The following is a 12,218-nucleotide window of genomic DNA, read 5'->3' on the forward strand; positions in this document are numbered from 1 at the left end:
TTAGTTAATTAATTAAAAATCAAACGCTAAATACAAAAATTCATGAGTAAAATTTTATTTAAACAGTATGCTCCTTTTGCAGTTTTATTGATACTTGCAATTTTAGCTCTTTTTATTCCTCTACTTCCCAATTTTGATGAGGGAAAGTACAGTGCGCCAGACATTGCCTTCGTTTTAATAGCTGCTGCACTTGTATTTTTAATGACACCTGGTCTTGCTTTTTTCTATGGTGGGATGGTGCATCGTAAAAATGTATTGTCAACCATGATCAAAAGTGTAGTTGCGGCTGGAGTAATTACTGTACTTTGGACGGTTGTTGGATTTAGTCTTGCTTTTGGCCAATCCATTCATGGTTTGATCGGCAATCCCAAAACATTTTTGTTTTTTCAGGGTGTAAACTCTGGTCCAGCTTGGGGTACAATTCCATTGTCTCTGTTTGCGGTATTTCAACTGATGTTCGCCATTATCACACCAGGTTTGGTGGTTGGGGCAGTGGCAGAGCGCATCAAGTTTACTTCTTATATCTTATTTATTGTATTGTTTGCCATTTTCGTTTACTCGCCATTGGCACATTGGACTTGGCATCCAGAAGGCATATTGTTTAAAATGGGCGTACTAGATTTTGCGGGCGGTACCGTAGTGCACATTTCTGCAGGGATGGCTGCATTGGCAGGTGCTTTGGTATTGAAACGTAGAAAATCGCACCTGGAACATAAGGAAGTTCCACCTGCCAATATCCCGTATGTGCTGATTGGTACAGGCCTATTATGGTTTGGTTGGTTCGGTTTTAATGCGGGTTCTGCCTTGGGTGCAAATGCGCTAGCCGTTTCTGCGTTTATTACAACAAATACTGCTGCCGGAGCTGCCGGTTTATCATGGATGTTTTTTGATGTAGCTAGAGGCAAAAAACCGTCTGTTTTAGGTTTTTGCATTGGCGCTGTAGTGGGTTTGGTTGCCATTACACCTGGTGCTGGTTTTGTAAGTATTCCTTCTAGCATCTTTATTGGCGTGTTTGCTGCGGTAATCTCTAACCTAGTGGTGTCGTGGAAACAGAAAACCAGTCTTGATGATACCTTAGATGTATTTCCGTGCCACGGTGTTGGTGGTATTGTAGGCATGTTGTTGACAGGGGTGTTTGCTACAAAAACGGTAAATGCCGCAGGTGCCGATGGTTTGTTATATGGCAACCCAGAATTTTTCTTTACCCAATTGAAAGGAGCCTTCATCGTGATCGTATTCAGTTTTGTAATGTCGTTTGTGATCTTTAAGGTCATCAATTTGGTACAACCAATCCGCGTAAGTGCAGAAGAAGAGGAAGAAGGTTTGGATGCAAGTCAGCACGACGAAAAATACAGTCAAGGTACACTGATCGTTGCAGGTCAGGAAGTTCCAAACACATAATATCAAGCTGTTTAAGTTCTCAGATTAAACTTAAACAGCTTTGCTACCCCTAGTTAACCGGTCTAATTTTAATGCTATCAAATTTTAAATGATGAAAATAAAATTCATGCTTTCTACGCTCGTTTTAGGTTGTGGTACTGTGGCCTTTGCACAAGAAACTCCCCCGACACCCTTACAGATTTCAGGCTCTGTAGATACTTATTATAAATATGATTTTAACAAAGCTGGAAATATCAAGACCTATTTTGCCAACGAGCAGAACTCCGTTTCGTTAGGGATGATAGATTTGGCCTTAAAGAAAACTACAGGTAAGGCATCTTTTGTGGGTGAGTTGTCTTTTGGCCCACGTGGACAGTCGCAATCCATCCCAAATGCCTTAGGTGCTTACGATGAGACGAGCAATAGTTTCCATATCCAGAATTTATATGTGAGTTATGCTTTCAGTGATAAATTTAACATGACAGCAGGTTACATGGGCACTTTTATCGGTTATGAGGTGATATCGCCAGCAGCGAACTTTAACTATTCTACTTCTTATCTGTTCGGTTCTGGGCCTTTCCAAAATGCGGGAGTCAAAGCCAGTTATACCTTTTCTGATAAAGTGAGTTTGATGGCGGGTTTATTTAACGATTGGAATGTTTATCAAGATTTTAATGGGGTATCTCATATTGGTGCACAATTAACGGTTACGCCTGTTGCGGGTTGGACAGCTTATCTGAATGTACTTTCAGGCCGTTCTGCAGGTGCTGCCGGAACCGGAACGATCTTAGATCTGACTACTGCGTATCAGATTACAAATAAATTCAAATTGGGCTTGAATGCTGCGGATTATACCATTTCTAATGACAATGGAGGTTATGCTGGGGTGGCACTATATCCCCAGTATGCATTTACCCCTGCTGTTGCTTTAGGCTTGCGTGCCGAGTTCTTTAATTATAAAGGAGTAGGTACTGCTGCAGATGCCAAAGTGTCGTCTTTCACTTTCTCAGGTAACATCAAATCTGGTGGCTTGACATTTATTCCTGAAATCAGGTTTGATAGCGATAAGGACTTTACACAGGGATTTGCCAATAAAAATGGGGTTATAGGTTCCAAATCTGCTTCTCAATTTTCTTTGGCGGCAGTTTATGCCTTTTAATAAAGATATACAAAAACGCCAAGGCAACTTGGCGTTTTTTAATGGTTTAAGGATGAAGTTGATGCTTAGTTTCTTTTTACTATTGCTAGGTGCTGTGCAGGTAAGGGCGCAGGAAGAAAACCTGTTGCCCGTTGATGAGCAAGGCAAGTTCATTTATTATGAAGTGGTAGACCTAAAAGACAAAACTAAGGAGGTACTTAAGCTTAGGGCCGAAGATTACCTAAAAAAACAAGGGAAAGGGTTAAAATTCAGGTTGACAATAGGTGATACTTCATTTGTTGCAGATGGAAAAATGGTGGTAGACAAAACTTTGATCGTCATGTCACATCCCTCTGGAGAGATCTTGTATCGCTTTTATGTAGAAGTTAAGGATGGCCGATATCGCTTTTGGTTGAGCGATTTTAATTTCATTCCTTATCAACGCGATCGTTACGGCAATTTTGTGCCAAGTACCCACGTGGCTACACCTTTAGAAAAAGACCAAGGTAAATTAAATGCCTCGCAGTGGAAGGAATATCAGTTACAAGCGGCCAGTCACGCAAAAAAAATGGCTTTTAATTTTAAACAATATATGGCCAATCAACAGTTGGTGGTTAAGCCTGCAGCTGTGCAAAAGATAGTAGATAAAAATTGGTAGTTGGAGTTGCCAACTAGTGTACCATTTTGTCGGCGCAGGTAGAACTGGCAAAAGCCTCTGGTTTAGCCTTAAAGATAAAACCCATACTTAAGATATAGCCCATGGCCTCGTTCAACGCCTTGTTCGATTTAAACATCGGATTGGTATTGATATCTGCATGTACTTCAAGGTCAACATCATAGATATCAAGCAGGTCGCAGATAGAATAAGCGGTTTCAATAGATTTCTGTACCTCTACCAACATGCGTTCTTTGATGCCCATCTTTTGTGCAGTTTTGTCTTGGGCGATATACATGAAACCACCATGATGTTCTCTGAGTAGCACAATCACGGTTGCAAAATCAGTAAGCGCACCTTTTACTTGAGAGTCGGTGCCAATGCAGACTTTTAATTTGTAGCCGTTTCCTGTTTCGCGGATGATCGCTTGTTCAACTTCTTCTAAGATTGACGAATGAATAACTTCGCCACTAAATTTCTTCCAGGTCATACGTATTGGTGTTAAGGTTAACAACCCGTAATCAGGTTTCTTAAAATTAAGAGGTTAATGTTAATATTGCTTTAAATCTATATTGTTTATTTGCTAACATTTTATTGGTTATCAACAAGATACGGTTTATGTATGGAAGATGGAAAATGGAAGACTGAAAATTTTGGCCCCGCATTGATTTTGGTTCAGGTAAATCGATAACTGGAAACTGTGAACCAGAAACTGCCAACTTATAATTACCTTTGCAGAATGATGTTACAACCCGTACTTGACAACCTCAAGATTACCGCACTTAACCAAATGCAAAAGGCAGCCTTTGCCGCTACAAAAAAAGGAAACGATATTTTGGTTTTGGCACCAACAGGTTCGGGTAAAACATTGGCATTTCTATTGCCGGTATTGAATAACCTTTCAAAAGACAACAAGGGAGTTCAATGTTTGGTATTGGTACCATCGCGCGAACTGGCTTTGCAGATTGAGCAGGTTTTTAAACAAATGGGTACGGGTTTTAAGGTGAACTGCTGTTATGGTGGGCACCCCATTAAAACCGAACGCAACAATTTAGAGCAACCGCCTGCAGTGTTGATCGGTACGCCTGGTCGGATCGCTTATCACCTTCGCCATCAAAACTTCGACGAATCGACCATTACTACTTTGGTATTGGACGAATTTGACAAAGCGTTGGAGTTTGGTTTCACTGAGGATATGTCGTACATCATCGGGCAGTTGTTATCATTGAAACAACGCATCTTGACATCGGCAACTGCAATGGAAGAAATTCCAGCTTTTACCGGTCTTAAAAATGTGGTGAACATCGATTTTCTAAAAGATGTACAGATTGCCCCAGACCTGAAACTGAAAAAAGTACAGACTACAGCAGAAGATAAATTGGACACTTTATTTGAACTGATCTGTAAAATAGGAAGCAAAACTACCCTGATTTTTTGTAACCACAGGGAAACGGTAGAATGATCAGTGACCTGTTGATCGATAAAGACCTGGCGCATGATATTTTTCATGGTGGGATGGAGCAGGACGAAAGAGAAAGGGCATTGCTAAAATTTAGGAATGGTAGCATCAAGATCTTGATCACTACAGATTTGGCCGCAAGAGGATTGGATATTCCAGAAGTGCAGTATATCATCCACTATCAATTACCCTATACCGAAGATGCCTTTTTACACCGCAACGGACGTACAGCGCGTATGCATGCTAAAGGTACAGCCTACCTTATTTTGGCAGATGACGAAAAATATCCTTTCTTAAAATCAGATATTGAGACAGAGGATCCTAAAAGGACCTTATAAATTACCTCAAGACAGCATTTGGCAAACCTTATATATCAGTGCGGGTAAAAAAGATAAGGTGAATAAGATTGATATTGTAGGTTTCCTGTTGAAAAAAGGGGGATTACAAAAAGACGATGTAGGTTTGATAGAAGTAAAAGACCAGGCATCTTATGTGGCCATCAAAAGAAAATTGGTTCCGCAAGTGGTTAGGGCATTGACCAACGAGAAGATAAAGAATAAAAAGGTAAAAATAGAAGCTGCAATGTAGCTGGCAGACGGAAGTCTATAATTCGAAAGTTGGGAAGTCAAGAAGTTGAAAGCTTCATATTAAATATTAAAAAATGAGCAATAACGATATCATGAAAAAACTAAGGGTAGCTTTATCCTTAAATAGCGACCAGATTGATAGAGATCTGTAAACTGGTTAACTTTACCGTAACCAAAAGCGAACTGGGAGACATTTTTAGAAATGATGAACATCCTAATTTTAAGAAATGTGGCGACCAGATTTTACGTAACTTTTTAAATGGTCTGGTTATCTATAAACGCGGACCAAGAGAAGAGAAAAAATAGACTTCAAATCAGCTTTCTTTTGACAGGTAATTCAGCGTTGAGTTTGTCAAAGGCCATGCAAAGCTTTCTTGTTGATGTACTTGTTTAATGCAATAACAACTTAATTTACATTATAATTAGAGGTCTTTTTTGCAACCAATTTTTCTATTTTTTCTAACAAAGCATCCATTTTAAATGGTTTGGACACAAAATCGTCTGGGGCGCATTCCATATCCTCAATTTCTTTCAGGTCATATAAGCCAGACATCATTAAGATAGGGATCTGTTTGGTATCATCGTGAGATTTGATCTGGCTACAGATCACCCTGCCATCAATTTTTCCTAATACTACATCTAATAAGATCAAATCTGGTTGAAATTCTGCTATACGGTCAAAAATGAATTGGGCATCGTTCAAAGGCTCAACATCATATCCACCGATTTCTAAGATCAGTTGGATGGTTTCTAAAACATCATCATCATCGTCTACGACTAGTATTTTCTTCATAATGGCAAATATATAAGATTGTAAGATTAATTATATAACAATGGAAATCCAATTGAGTTTAATTTAGTTCACAACTAAATTTTAGATGGTTATTTTAAGGCTGTAGGATAGCTATAAAGCACAAATTCAAGTGATAAAAAATAAACTTTCAAATATATTTGAAAGTTCGAAAACATTTGCTACATTTGACTATGGATTACAACGAAGCCAAAAATAAATTTATTCAAACCTGGGGGGCATTGGGTTCACAGTGGGGGATCAATAAAACGATGGCTCAGTATCATGCACTTTTGATGGTATCTGCCGAAGCGGTTTCGATGGAAGAGGTGATGCAGGAACTGCAGATTTCTAGAGGCAATGCCAGTATGAACTTGCGAGCCTTAATGGATTGGGGAATTGTATATAAAGAATATAAGCAAGGTGAAAGACGTGAATTTTTTACTGCAGAAAAGGATTTAGATGAATTGGCTGTGAAAATTGCAAGAGAAAGAAGCAAAAGAGAGATCAAGCCAGCATTAAAAGTGTTAAAAGAAGTTTCTGCCATTGAAGATGCAGATACCAACGAGGCCAAACATTTTGTAGGCCAGACTAAAAAACTATATGATTTTGTTTCAAGGGCAGATAATATGATTGATAAAGTAACTGAACACAAAGACAATTGGTTAACCAAGTTGATCGTGAAAATGATGAGTTAAAAAAAATTAATTAAAAATTTCAATATTTTCTGAAAGTTTAATAATTACAGATATGAACTACAACATGATAGGATACGGCATTTTTATTATACTTATAGTTTTGATCATTGTAGTAGTTGGTAAAATCTGCTATCGAAATGGGAATATCTTTGTTGCTGAGCTTATTCCGGGACATTTAGCCTTATGTCAGCAAATCAATAAAATACTTTTGATAGGGTATTATTTGGTCAACATTGGTTATTGTGCCATGACCTTGGCCAGTTGGGCAACCATTAACTCCCCCCTACAATTGATAGAAGCTATCGCCATTAAGATGGCCATCATTATCAGTATCCTTTCGGTTTTACATTACCTCAATATCATCATATTGACCACTAGCATTCAAAAATTAATCAGAACACTTTAAATACTTAAATTATGGAAACTACAAAAATTTTAATCGGATATGCTGTTTATGTTCCAGTAGCACTGTTTTTAACTTTCTACGTATCAAGAACATTATTTAGAAATAGTAAGGTTTATATGTTGGATATCTTTAAGGGCCGAGAAGAGATCGCCCAAGCCACCAATAAATTGTTTGAAACAGGTTTTTACCTTTTGAATATCGGATTTGCGTTGATGATTCTAAAGATCAATCTGTACACCAACGATTACCAGAATCTGGTAGAGGCATTGAGCTATAAGATCGGTAGCTTTTCAATTTACCTTGGACTGATGTTGTTTATCAACCTCTACTTCTTTTTCAGGGGCAAAAGAAAATCTAGCCAACCTCATCAGCCTCAACAACCACCATTTCCACCAAGGATTGTGGCTTAAATAATTAACAGTTTAAAATAAATCGCATGGATAAGAAAGTAGTTATTGCCGGTGGAACTGGGTTTATTGGCAAATATTTGATAGAAGAGTTTCGTAAGCTGGACTATCAAGTGTTGATCATCTCTAGACAGGACGAACATATTCAATGGAATAATGAAAAGGAAATTATCAATGGTCTTGAAAATTCTGATATGTTGATCAATCTTGCTGGTAAATCAGTTGACTGTCGGTACAATAAAAAGAATAAAGAAAGATCTTAAGGTCAAGAACAGAAACGACAAAGTTACTTGGTAACGCAATTTTGAAATGCAAAAATCCCCCAAAGCTTTGGATCAATTCAAGTACCGCTACTATATATCGTCATGCTACAGATAAGCCGATGACAGAAAGTACTGGTGAAATCGGAAATGGTTTTTCTGTTGATGTAGCCAAAAATTGGGAACAGGCATTCTTTAATTTCGAACTTGCCGATACTCGGCAGATTGCCTTGAGGATGGCAATTGTATTGGGCAAAAAAGGAGGAGTAATGAAGCCATTCACAAACCTTGTACGTTTTGGTTTAGGAGGCAAACAGGGAAATGGAGACCAGTTATTTAGTTGGATCCATATTGCAGATCTGTTCCGAATCATTTTGTTTATACAATCACGCAAAGATTTGGAAGGTGTCTTTAACTGCTCTTCTCCAAATCCTGTAACTAATCAAATGTTGATGAAATCATTGAGACAAACAGTTGGTGCAAAAGTTGGCTTACCTTGTCCTATTTGGTTGCTAAAATTTGGGGCAGTGCTGATAGGGACAGAAACGGAATTGATTTTGAAAAGCAGATGGGTTATTCCGGAGAAACTTCTAGATGCTGGTTATTACTTTAAATATCAAACCATTGATATAGCATTAGCCGATATCCTATGCAAAGATTAAACAAAAAAGGCTCCAATTTGGAGCCTTTTTATATTATACTAGTTTTTTATATCGAATGCGATGTGGAGTTACATCACCCAATCTTTTCTTACGGTTTTCTTCGTAATCCGAGTAGTTGCCTTCAAAGAAATATACCTCAGAATTACCTTCAAAAGCTAAAATGTGTGTACAGATCCTGTCTAAAAACCACCTATCGTGACTGATCGACTACGGCGCAACCACCAAAGTTTTCTAAGGCTTCTTCCAATGCACGTAAAGTGTTTACGTCGATATCGTTGGTAGGCTCATCGAGTAAGAGCACGTTGGCTCCTTTTTTTAAGGTGATGGCCAAGTGTACACGGTTTCTTTCTCCACCAGATAACACGCCAACTTTTTTCTGTTGGTCGCCACCATTGAAATTGAATTTAGAAACATAAGCACGACCATTTACAGCCTTATTGCCTAATTGGATATTGTCTAAACCATCTGTAATGTTCTCATAAACGGTTTTCTCGGCATCCAGGTCGTTGTGCATCTGGTCTACATAACCTAATGCTACAGTTTCACCAACCCTAAATGTACCTGCATCTGGTTGCTCTTGACCCGTAATTAAACGGAACAAAGTGGTTTTACCTGCACCATTTGGTCCGATAATACCAACAATACCCGCTGGTGGTAAAGAGAAATTCAAGTTTTCGAAAAGGATTTTATCGCCGTAAGCTTTGGTTACATCCGTAGCTTCAATCACTACATTACCTAAACGTGGACCAGCAGGGATAAACAATTCCAATTTGTCTTCGCGTTCTTTTCCATCCTCTGAGGCCAATTTGTCGTAGTTGGCCAAACGTGCCTTAGATTTAGCATGACGTGCTTTGGGCGCCATGCGTACCCACTCTAACTCACGTTCTAAAGTTTTCTGACGCTTGCTTTCCGTTTTGTCTTCCTGTGCCAAACGTTTTGCTTTTTGGTCTAACCACGAAGAGTAGTTCCCTTTCCAAGGAATACCTTCGCCACGGTCAAGTTCTAAGATTCAGCCTGCTACGTTATCCAAGAAATACCTATCGTGGGTAACGGCAATAACAGTTCCTTTATAGTTCTGTAAAAATTGCTCTAACCAATCGATACTTTCGGCATCCAAGTGGTTGGTAGGCTCATCTAGCAACAAAACATCTGGTTCTTGCAGCAACAAACGGCACATGGCCACACGGCGGCGCTCACCTCCAGAAAGTACACCAATTTTGGTTTCAGGATCCGGACAACGCAAAGCATCCATTGCCCTTTCTAGTTTATTGTCAAGTTCCCAAGCATTTACAGCATCGATCTTGTCTTGCAGTTCGCCTTGGCGCTGCATCAGTTTATCTATTTTGTCGGCATCAGAATAATTTTCTTCCAGGCCGAACATTTCATTGATCTCTTCGTATTCTTTAAGGATGGCAGTAATTTCGGCAACACCTTCTTCCACTACTTCTCTAACGGTTTTGTTTTCATCTAAGATCGGTTCTTGTGCCAAATAACCCACACTGTAACCTGCGTTAAAAACAACTTCACCCTGAAAAGATTTATCAAGGCCGGCAATGATTTTTAACAAGGATGATTTACCTGAACCATTTAAACCGATCACGCCGATTTTGGCACCGTAAAAGAATGATAAATAAATGTTTTTGAGCACCTGTTTTTGCGGTGGGTAAATTTTATTTACACCAGCCATTGAAAAGATTATTTTTTCGTCTGCCATAATTTTTTGTCTACTTATTAAAAGAAGCGGATACAAAGATAAACAAGGGATGCTAGTAACAAAATGCCAAGCTCATAAAAAAAGTAAATTTAAATAGCCTTTAAAATGTGCATTTGTTGGTTTACCAATACAATTTCTAAATTTGAAGATGTAAATATTTAGCCCCATGACGGAACTCCTCCAATTGAAACAGCTTGTTGATGCCATAGCCACTTTACCGGAGAAAGATTGGAATGGATTTGCCCAGATCTGGAAACCATTTGAAGCCAAACGCAAAACCATAGTGAGCGCCGCAGGAGAAATAGAGAAATATCTATACTTTGTGTCGAGTGGGGTACAACGTATTTATCATATCGACCACAAGGATAGAGAGGCGACCATCTTATTTACATATGGGCCATCCTTTGGAGGTGTATTGGATTCGTTAATGTTACAGGTGCCTGCTAAATATGACTATGAAACTTTGAGTTCTTCTACCTTTTTAAGGGCACATTATACTGACCTTAAGCTATGGATGGATACCAATAGGGCAGTCAGTTCATTTGTAAGGAATGGATTGGCAGGTGCTTTGAATGGCACATTAGAGCGATTGGTAGAGTTGCAAAGTTTTTCGTCAGAAGAAAAATTTAGGACCTTGCTCCAACGCAGTCCACACATCTTGCAGTTGGTGCCGCACAAATACCTGGCTAACTATATCGGTATCGATGCCACCAATTTCAGCAAGTTCATCAATACCATTGTCATTTAAAATCATGGTAAATACCAACAATACTGTCTAGCTGCTGCCTTATTTTTGTGGGGAGATGATTAAAATGAAAACTGTAAACAAGAACGAGTTATTGGCCAGCTTAGCATTGATGGTTGAGCGCCATTTGAATGAAGCAACCCTTAAATTTAGGCCCAACACAATTACGGTGTTAAAAGCACCAGCAAGTAATGGCGGATGGAGTATTGTACAATGCCTTGAACATTTGAATACCTATGGCAATTATTACCTGCCAAGGATTGAAAAGGGATTGCACAATTTTTCGGGGCAACCTGCGGATACCTTTAAAAGCAGTTGGTTGGGTACTTACTTTACAAATATGATGGATGTATCGAAAGGTGCCAAAAAGTATAAAGCAGCCCATTTACATGTCCCGGCACCAATACTAGATGCTGAGGTAGTGGTGGAAACGTTTATCCGCCAACAACAAGCCTTAATGGGTTACTTAAGGTTAGCAAGCAATGTGATCTTAATGCCATAAAAATCCCAATATCAATCGCAAAACTGATCAATTTAAAATTAGGAGATGTGCTTCAGTTTATGGTTATGCACAACGAAAGGCACATGCAACAGGCCAGTAGAAATCTGTAGGCAACCTGATCAATTATTTCTTCTTACTCGCCGTATTTTTAGCTTTTCTGCCCCCTCTAGTTCCTGAAGCCCCATCACTTAAGTCTGGCGCCGCATGCAGTGATAAGATACTTTCGATGGTTACTTTGTTGATCTGGTAATCATTAGAGATTTTTTCCCATTCCTGTAGTCTGGTTTCCAGCTTGCTGATTTCGGTCCTGATGGTTTCGATCTCTTTTGCAATTTTCTTTTCAATATCCAATTTAGGCATAATGGTAATTTTTTATATAAAGATTAGCAAGATTCATTATAAAACCTAATTTATTGATGACGGAGATTTTAGGTCGTTTAACGAAGGGTGAAGAATTGGCCAATCTGTAGGGTATTTCTAAAGTAGTACAATACCGAAATGGTGATGACAATGAATAAAATGGGTAATAAAATCCCTTTATTTTCTCTTCTTCGGATGTAAAGCAAGATCAAAATAAGAAATACAACAGCTAGTTTTACGTAAATGTTATTCATAACCCAAATATAAGATTTTACTAATTAATGAGGATGGGATAAAGCGTAAATATGGCAGAATGAATATAAAATCACAGGATTGTTAATCAAGAAGGAATAAAACAGTAGGATAATATAAATAACCATGGATTAAATAACTTAATCTATAACGAAAATTGAGATCAAGCTTGTCATCATTGCTCAAGTAGGTACTAGCTGTCA

The 12,218-nt window shown here is 38.6% G+C and carries 18 protein-coding genes and 1 pseudogene; 14 read left to right on the top strand and 5 right to left on the bottom strand.

The window, feature by feature from the left end; translation table 11 throughout:
- The first annotated feature begins 42 nt into the window (after positions 1-42).
- The 3 genes from ACFJIZ_RS22585 to ACFJIZ_RS22595 all read left to right on the top strand — a co-directional run bounded on the left by ACFJIZ_RS22585 (position 43) and on the right by ACFJIZ_RS22595 (position 3,176).
- Complete coding sequence (locus tag ACFJIZ_RS22585; RefSeq protein ID WP_379089411.1) at positions 43-1,401, top strand: ammonium transporter; 1,359 nt, start codon at positions 43-45, stop codon at positions 1,399-1,401.
- A 91-nt stretch (positions 1,402-1,492) separates the two neighbouring features.
- Positions 1,493-2,539 carry a porin gene (locus ACFJIZ_RS22590; RefSeq protein WP_379089414.1) on the top strand — a complete coding sequence of 349 codons (1,047 nt, stop codon included), beginning with the start codon at positions 1,493-1,495 and terminating at the stop codon, positions 2,537-2,539.
- Positions 2,529-3,176: a DUF4468 domain-containing protein gene (locus ACFJIZ_RS22595; RefSeq protein WP_379089416.1), complete on the top strand. Its 648-nt coding sequence runs from the start codon at positions 2,529-2,531 to the stop codon at positions 3,174-3,176. The genes ACFJIZ_RS22590 and ACFJIZ_RS22595 overlap by 11 nt, the downstream gene beginning before the upstream one ends.
- 13 nt (positions 3,177-3,189) lie before the next feature.
- Here the strand turns inward: ACFJIZ_RS22595 and ACFJIZ_RS22600 are convergent, their stop codons facing one another.
- Positions 3,190-3,663, bottom strand: a complete 474-nt coding sequence (locus tag ACFJIZ_RS22600) for a ribonuclease H-like YkuK family protein (RefSeq protein WP_055132164.1) — start codon at positions 3,661-3,663, stop codon at positions 3,190-3,192.
- 249 nt (positions 3,664-3,912) lie between these two features.
- Between ACFJIZ_RS22600 and ACFJIZ_RS22605 the strand changes: the two genes are divergently transcribed.
- From ACFJIZ_RS22605 to ACFJIZ_RS22620, 4 genes are all read left to right on the top strand, one after another.
- On the top strand, positions 3,913-4,635 hold the full coding sequence (locus ACFJIZ_RS22605) for a DEAD/DEAH box helicase (RefSeq protein WP_379089420.1): 723 nt from the start codon (positions 3,913-3,915) through the stop codon (positions 4,633-4,635).
- Positions 4,632-4,970 (top strand): helicase-related protein, encoded by a 339-nt coding sequence (locus ACFJIZ_RS22610; protein WP_379089423.1) that lies wholly within the window; start codon positions 4,632-4,634, stop codon positions 4,968-4,970. The genes ACFJIZ_RS22605 and ACFJIZ_RS22610 overlap by 4 nt, the downstream gene beginning before the upstream one ends.
- Positions 4,939-5,220 carry a DbpA RNA binding domain-containing protein gene (locus ACFJIZ_RS22615; protein ID WP_379089425.1) on the top strand — a complete coding sequence of 94 codons (282 nt, stop codon included), beginning with the start codon at positions 4,939-4,941 and terminating at the stop codon, positions 5,218-5,220. The genes ACFJIZ_RS22610 and ACFJIZ_RS22615 overlap by 32 nt, the downstream gene beginning before the upstream one ends.
- Positions 5,221-5,354: 134 nt before the next feature.
- Positions 5,355-5,525 carry a DUF1456 family protein gene (locus tag ACFJIZ_RS22620; protein ID WP_379089426.1) on the top strand — a complete coding sequence of 57 codons (171 nt, stop codon included), beginning with the start codon at positions 5,355-5,357 and terminating at the stop codon, positions 5,523-5,525.
- 100 nt (positions 5,526-5,625) lie between these two features.
- Here the strand turns inward: ACFJIZ_RS22620 and ACFJIZ_RS22625 are convergent, their stop codons facing one another.
- The gene (locus tag ACFJIZ_RS22625) at positions 5,626-6,012 is read right to left on the bottom strand and encodes a PleD family two-component system response regulator (RefSeq protein WP_379089428.1); all 387 of its coding nucleotides are present in this window, start codon (positions 6,010-6,012) and stop codon (positions 5,626-5,628) included.
- A gap of 191 nt (positions 6,013-6,203) precedes the next feature.
- Here ACFJIZ_RS22625 and ACFJIZ_RS22630 point away from each other — a divergent pair, with 191 nt between their 5' ends.
- From ACFJIZ_RS22630 to ACFJIZ_RS22650, 5 genes are all read left to right on the top strand, one after another.
- Positions 6,204-6,707 (top strand): GbsR/MarR family transcriptional regulator, encoded by a 504-nt coding sequence (locus tag ACFJIZ_RS22630; RefSeq protein ID WP_379089430.1) that lies wholly within the window; start codon positions 6,204-6,206, stop codon positions 6,705-6,707.
- A gap of 100 nt (positions 6,708-6,807) precedes the next feature.
- Positions 6,808-7,113, top strand: a complete 306-nt coding sequence (locus tag ACFJIZ_RS22635) for a hypothetical protein (protein WP_379089432.1) — start codon at positions 6,808-6,810, stop codon at positions 7,111-7,113.
- Positions 7,114-7,124: 11 nt separating this feature from the next.
- Entirely contained in the window at positions 7,125-7,523 is a 399-nt protein-coding gene (locus tag ACFJIZ_RS22640) for a hypothetical protein (RefSeq protein ID WP_379089434.1), read from the top strand.
- 26 nt (positions 7,524-7,549) lie between these two features.
- Entirely contained in the window at positions 7,550-7,783 is a 234-nt protein-coding gene (locus ACFJIZ_RS22645) for an NAD-dependent epimerase/dehydratase family protein (RefSeq protein ID WP_379089435.1), read from the top strand.
- A 41-nt stretch (positions 7,784-7,824) separates the two neighbouring features.
- Positions 7,825-8,442, top strand: a complete 618-nt coding sequence (locus tag ACFJIZ_RS22650; protein WP_379089436.1) for an epimerase — start codon at positions 7,825-7,827, stop codon at positions 8,440-8,442.
- 33 nt (positions 8,443-8,475) lie between these two features.
- On the opposite strand, the pseudogene ettA reads toward ACFJIZ_RS22650, so the two are convergent.
- A pseudogene (gene ettA, locus ACFJIZ_RS22655) lies at positions 8,476-10,156 on the bottom strand (energy-dependent translational throttle protein EttA).
- Between the two features lie 166 nt (positions 10,157-10,322).
- Here ettA and ACFJIZ_RS22660 point away from each other — a divergent pair.
- Positions 10,323-10,904, top strand: coding sequence for a Crp/Fnr family transcriptional regulator (locus ACFJIZ_RS22660; RefSeq protein WP_379089437.1), 582 nt, complete (start codon positions 10,323-10,325; stop codon positions 10,902-10,904).
- A 64-nt stretch (positions 10,905-10,968) separates the two neighbouring features.
- Entirely contained in the window at positions 10,969-11,403 is a 435-nt protein-coding gene (locus ACFJIZ_RS22665) for a DinB family protein (RefSeq protein ID WP_379089439.1), read from the top strand.
- Between the two features lie 123 nt (positions 11,404-11,526).
- On the opposite strand, the gene ACFJIZ_RS22670 is transcribed toward ACFJIZ_RS22665, so the two are convergent.
- Together ACFJIZ_RS22670 and ACFJIZ_RS22675 are read right to left on the bottom strand one after the other, a co-directional pair.
- On the bottom strand, positions 11,527-11,763 hold the full coding sequence (locus tag ACFJIZ_RS22670) for a hypothetical protein (RefSeq protein ID WP_379089440.1): 237 nt from the start codon (positions 11,761-11,763) through the stop codon (positions 11,527-11,529).
- Positions 11,764-11,840: 77 nt separating this feature from the next.
- Positions 11,841-12,017, bottom strand: a complete 177-nt coding sequence (locus ACFJIZ_RS22675) for a hypothetical protein (RefSeq protein ID WP_379089442.1) — start codon at positions 12,015-12,017, stop codon at positions 11,841-11,843.
- Positions 12,018-12,218 lie beyond the last annotated feature (201 nt).

Source organism: Pedobacter sp. UC225_65, assembly GCF_042698365.1.
Taxonomy (GTDB): domain Bacteria; phylum Bacteroidota; class Bacteroidia; order Sphingobacteriales; family Sphingobacteriaceae; genus Pedobacter.